5 protein-coding genes and 1 rRNA gene are annotated in these 6,000 nt (G+C 28.6%); 3 read left to right on the top strand and 3 right to left on the bottom strand.

The features are described 5' to 3' along the window. Positions 1-21: 21 nt before the first annotated feature. The 3 genes from BUB01_RS21845 to BUB01_RS21855 all read right to left on the bottom strand — a co-directional run bounded on the left by BUB01_RS21845 (position 22) and on the right by BUB01_RS21855 (position 2,057). Entirely contained in the window at positions 22-381 is a 360-nt protein-coding gene (locus BUB01_RS21845; RefSeq protein WP_072993669.1) for a DUF1634 domain-containing protein, read from the bottom strand. Positions 382-385: 4 nt separating this feature from the next. Next, positions 386-1,219, bottom strand: coding sequence for a sulfite exporter TauE/SafE family protein (locus BUB01_RS21850; RefSeq protein ID WP_072993672.1), 834 nt, complete (start codon positions 1,217-1,219; stop codon positions 386-388). Between the two features lie 100 nt (positions 1,220-1,319). After that, positions 1,320-2,057 (bottom strand): NAD-dependent protein deacylase, encoded by a 738-nt coding sequence (locus tag BUB01_RS21855; RefSeq protein ID WP_072993675.1) that lies wholly within the window; start codon positions 2,055-2,057, stop codon positions 1,320-1,322. Positions 2,058-2,158: 101 nt separating this feature from the next. On the opposite strand from BUB01_RS21855, the gene BUB01_RS21860 reads away from it, so the two are divergent. From BUB01_RS21860 to BUB01_RS21870, 3 genes are all read left to right on the top strand, one after another. Further along, complete coding sequence (locus BUB01_RS21860; protein WP_072993681.1) at positions 2,159-4,678, top strand: ABC transporter permease; 2,520 nt, start codon at positions 2,159-2,161, stop codon at positions 4,676-4,678. A 15-nt stretch (positions 4,679-4,693) separates the two neighbouring features. Next, entirely contained in the window at positions 4,694-5,419 is a 726-nt protein-coding gene (locus tag BUB01_RS21865; protein ID WP_072993678.1) for an ABC transporter ATP-binding protein, read from the top strand. Positions 5,420-5,770: 351 nt separating this feature from the next. After that, positions 5,771-6,000, top strand: a 16S ribosomal RNA gene (locus BUB01_RS21870); the annotation flags it as partial.

Genomic DNA, 6,000 nt, shown 5'->3' on the forward strand with positions numbered 1-6,000 from the left:
ATTTATAGGAGCTAATATTTATTATAGTGCTTTACCAATAATTAAACTAATTATAAGAATAGTTAGAACTATTGAGGTTATTTTTACATATAAATAATCTTTAGCTTTTATAAAAACTAAGATAGATATGGCTACCCTAAAGATAGGTGTAAATATTAAAATTAATAGGCCTAAGCTTATAATAGAATATGCTTTAAGAGTCACTACACCGCTAAACACTTCAATTATAGAAGTAGGAAAATAATCACCTTCATATCCGCTATTACCAGTAATTAAAAACATAGATAAACCTATTATTATGAAAATAGCACTTATAAGAACACCAACTCTAAGAGCTTTGCTTATAAATAATTCAACTTCTTCAATTTCAGAATTTCTCATATGTTTACCACCCCAATCCTTTTAAAAGCATTTGAATTGATAGATAACCTAATATAGGTATAAATATTTTTCTTATAGTTTTACTTTTTAACCTTTGCATAATTCTAGTACCAATAGTTGCACCTATTAGTACGCCTAAAGCTACTGGCGCAGCAATTTTAGGATCGATATCACCTCTAAAGAAAAATACACCAGCACTAGCAGCAGCAGTAACTCCCATCATAAAATTACTTGTAGCACTAGAAACTTTAAGAGGAAGTTTCATAAAAACATCCATTGCCATAACTTTAAAGCTTCCACTACCTATGCCTAAAAGACCTGAAATTATTCCAGCACCATACATAACGCCAAAAGCGCCTTTAACGTTATCTACATTGTAATCAATTTGTTTTCCAAGAGCTTTATCATAATATTCACCATTTAAGTTATACTTTATAGCTAAAGGGTCATTTGGTACATTTTCAGGTATTTCCGAATTACGTTTTTTAAACATGGAGATAGTTGAATAAAGCATAAGTAGACCAAAAATAAAAAATAACATAGATGTATTTAATAAACCACCGATGAAAGCACCTGTAACAGCTCCGGTGGTAGTTGCTATTTCTAAAAACATACCTATACGCACGTTTGTTATTTTATCTTTTATATAAGCAATAGCAGAACCACTAGAAGTACAAATTACAGATATTATGCTAGCTCCTATAGCATGCTTTATATCAAGTCCAAATAATAAAGTTAAGGCAGGTGTTATAATAATACCTCCCCCTAAACCTAAGATAGCACCTAAGGTTCCTGCAAGTATTGCTATTAATAGTATTTTGATTGATAGTATAATCATTGATTCCTCCTTAAAAAGTACACATATTAATAACCAAAATATTAGTTATATTAATTAAAATATAATCCTATATTTTGGTATAATATTTTATTCTTGTGAATTATTGTAATGCTTCATAGCAAGCATTTAAAACATTTCCTATAGAATCATTAATAACTAAATCTGCTTCATTATCATAAGGGGTGGATGATTTGTTGATTAAAATTAGATGCTTACCTCTAAAATATCTTATAAGTCCAGCAGCTGGATAAACAACTAATGATGTACCACCTATAATTAGAATGTCGGCTTTAGAAATATAATCGACTGTGTTTCTTATTACATCATCATCTAAGCCTTCCTCATAAAGGACTACATCTGGTTTAACAGTAGAATTACAAGCGTCACATTTAGGAATTATAGAGTCAGAAGATAAAATGTAATTTAAATCAAAATGTTTACCACAATTCATACAGGTATTTCTATGAATCGAACCATGAAGCTCAAGAACTTCTTTGCTACCAGCCATTTGGTGAAGTCCGTCTATATTTTGGGTTATAACGGCTTTGAGTTTACCTAGTTTTTCTAATTCACTTAAAGCTAGGTGTGCTTTATTTGGTTTAGCATCTTTATAAATCATTTTATCTCTATAGAATTTATAAAAATTTTCAGTATATCTCATGAAATAACTATGGGATAGAATTTGTTCAGGAGAAAACTTCTTATTGGCGTTCTCATTATAAAGACCATTTGCTGATCTAAAATCAGGAATATTTGATTCTGTAGATACTCCAGCACCACCAAAAAATACGATGTTATTAGAGTTTTTAATTATTTCTGTTAGTCTTTCAATACTCATAAAAAATCACCTCTATATAATAGTATATATCTTTAATGAGTAGTAAAGCTATGATAAAATTAATGTTAAGCAAAATTTTACATTATAAGTGGGTGAAAGATTTGAATATAATAATGAAATTTTTATGGAACAATATAAGTGAAAAAAAACTAAGAACAGCTTTGATTTTATTTGCGATAGCTATAGCGACTTCGCTTTGTTTTGCATCACTAGGGATTTCAAAATCCTTTAAAAATATGGTTATAGGAAAATATAAAGCGCAGTTCGGAAATGCAGATATAGTTATAACTAAAAAAGAAAATTCAACTTCGCCATTTTTGAGGAAGGAAAATGTAGATGAAATATCAGCAAAGCATAAAGCTAAAATATTAAATATATCATCATCTTATAAAAAGGATAAAACTTATTTTAATGTTAATATTATTGCTACAAATTTAACTGAAATAGATAAGATAAACAAAATAACATATAAAGAAGATAGCAATTCAAAGAATTTAGAATCACTAGAAGGTAACGAGATAATAATATCAAATAAAACTGCAACGGATTTAGATTTAAATATAAATGACAATTTAAATTTAAAAGTAAATGGAGAAAATAAAAAATTTAAAATTGTTTCAATAGCTCTGGATAAAGGCTTTTTTGAGGAAAAACCAGGGGTTATTACAATAATAGGGGATTTAGAAGGTATAAGTAAAACTCTTAATATGAATGATAATATAACGACTGTATTACTAACAAAGGAGGACGGAAAGGATACCAAGAAGTTAAAAGAGGACCTAGCTTTAAAATATAAAGACTTCGCTGTATCAGAAACTATTGATAAAAAGGTATTAGAAGATGCTGTTAATCAATTTATGATACCATTTTATGTTATGCTTGCGGTAGTAGTACTTATGGCTGTTTTTATAATATATTCTTCTTTCAAAGTAATAGTATTAGAACGCATGGCTGTTATAGGAACTTTTAGAAGCATAGGTGCTAACAAGCAAATGACAGATTTAATTTTATTATTAGAAAGTTTAATATATGGAGTAATTGGTGGAGTATTAGGAAATTTAATAGGAATTCCACTTTTATATCTTATAACGGATACGGCTAACCCATATAAGCAACAAGGGATTAAGACAGTAATAAGTATAGACCTAAAGTATATATTAATAACATTTGTTATAGGGATAATGCTTAGTTTCTTTAGTGCATTAATACCTATAGTCAAAATAGGTAAAATAGAAATAAAAGATATAGTTTTGGCAACATTTAAAAGCACAGATAATGATAAAATAATAAGATTATTTGTGGGATTACTATTTATTGTAGCTCCATATATTTATTATATAAATAACAGATACATAGGAAGTGTAATATATACAATACTATGTCCATTCATGATTTTAGTAGGAGCAGCTTTTATAATACCTTATATAGTAAAAATATTAAGTTTTATATTAAAAGAGTTCATAAGATTAATAGCTGGTAATGAGGGAGCGTTAGCTATACACAATATGGCTACAACTAAAAATCTCATTCAAAATATAATAATTTTAGGATTAGGACTTGGGGCTGTTATTGTTGTACATACTTCATCCTATAGTGTAAGAGAAATGGTTGAAAACTCTTTTAAGGGACAGGATTATAAGGTAAGTGTGAATAATATAAATAGTAGAAATGGTGATAAGGTTATAAAAAGTATAGAATCAATAAAAGATATAGAAAATTATTATGAAAATTATTATAAGAATGAAGTAGAAGTAAAAAATAAAAATTTTAGATTAGGATACCTTCAAGGCATTAACACAGATAAGTACACAAGTTTTTATAAGGATTTCAAAATATTAGGCGATAATGGAGAAGTTAATAAAATAGATACTTTAAATAAGCTTGAAAATGAGAGAACAATAGTATTATCTGACCTTTTTAAAAATAAGTATAAATATAAAATAGGAGATATAATCAATATAAAGTTAAAAGACAGTTTTGTTGATTATAAGGTAGTTGGGTTTATAAAATCAGAAATAAGTTCAAATCAAAGAGTTTGTTTAATATCTCAGAAGTTTTTTATAGAAGATGTTGAGCAAAGTCAGCCTAATCATATATATATAAAAGGTGTAGGTAGTGAAGAAAACTTAAAAAATGAAGTTACAGATCAATTAAATGAACTAAATGTAGTAGTAACTACAAAGGCAGAAGAGGAAAAAGTTAACATTAGCAAGAATGCGGATCTTATGAATACCCTTCAAAGTTTTTCAACTATGGCGTTAATAATTGGAGCATTTGGAATGATAAATAACCTTATGGTAAGTTTTTTAGAAAGAAAAAGAGAGCTTGCTGTATTAGCATCTATAGGAATGAGTAAATATCAAAGGGGAAAAATGATATTAATAGAAGGTGTATTTGCTGGATTAGTTGGTGGTGTATTTGGAGTTATTATAGGATATTGCTTATCTATATTTGTTCCAGAAATAACTTTAGGATTAGATACTTATTTAAATATAAAGATACCAATAAATCAAATTTTAATATTGGGTATGGTCGGAGCTTTATTAATGATAATATCTTCTTTAGTGCCATTAATAAAGGCAAAAAATATAGCTATAGTTCAAGAAATAAAATACGAATAGCGAAGGTGAATTTTAATGAATAAAATAGTTGAAGTAAGAAATCTGTATAAAGCTTATGATACTGGTGAAGAAAAAACAGTTATATTAAAAAATATATGTTTAGATATATTAAAAGGAGAATTTGTTTCTATAATGGGACCATCAGGTTGTGGAAAGAGTACTTTATTATATCTTTTAGGAGGATTAGACAAACCAACTAGTGGAGAAGTTTTAATAAACGGAAATAATATTCAGAAGTTAAGCGATAAAAAGATGAGTAAGCTTAGACGTAAAGAATTAGGATTTGTATTTCAATTTTATAACTTGGTTCAAAACTTATCAGTTGAAGATAACATACTTATGCCACTATTATTAGATGGAGAAAAACCTCAAAATCATAGAAAAGAAGTAAAAGAATTATTAGATATAATAGAATTAGGTCACAAAAGTAAAGCAAAACCAAGAGAGCTATCAGGTGGACAACAACAAAGAGTTGCTATAGCAAGGGCATTAATAAACAATCCTAAGCTTATTTTAGCAGATGAACCAATAGGAAACTTAGATTCTAAAACAGGAACAGAAATAATGAAATTATTTAAAAAAATAAACATAGAAAAGGGATTAACTATTGTTAATGTAACACATTCATTAGAATCAGCTGAGTATGGAACACATATAATAAGTTTGAAAGATGGTGCTATAGAAACAGCGGAGTGTATAATTTCAGATGAAATTGCTATTGATAATAGAAATAAAGTATAAAACTTAACCTAGTGTATCAATAGTAGTAAAATGCTGAAAAAAGTCGAAACTAGTATAAAGATCTATACTAGTTTCATTATATAGAATTTAAATATATTTTCTGTAGTAGAGTGTATGATATTATTAGTTCATCGCCTAAACGGACAAGCTTTGAAACAAGAAATTAAGTTTGAAAGAATAACTTAAATAAATGTTGACAAAGAAGGATGATGGTGGTAACATAGTAAAAGTCGTCGGAAGATGACAAATGAAATTTGGTCTTTGAAAATTAAACAGAGCAAGAAAATATATGACCAGCAATTCTTTATGATTTAAATCATAAGACATACAACAGTAATGAGCTACAAACTTTAAATTGAGAGTTTGATCCTGGCTCAGGACGAACGCTGGCGGCGTGCTTAACACATGCAAGTCGAGCGAGCAGATTCCCTTCGGGGATGAAGCTAGCGGCGGACGGGTGAGTAACACGTGGGCAACCTGCCTTATAGAGGGGGATAGCCTTCCGAAAGGAAGATTAATACCGCATAACATCAGATTATCGCATGGTAGACTGATCAAAGGAGCAATCCGCTATAAGATGG

This window comes from Clostridium cavendishii DSM 21758, from assembly GCF_900141845.1.
Classification (GTDB): Bacteria; Bacillota; Clostridia; order Clostridiales; family Clostridiaceae; genus Clostridium_AG; species Clostridium_AG cavendishii.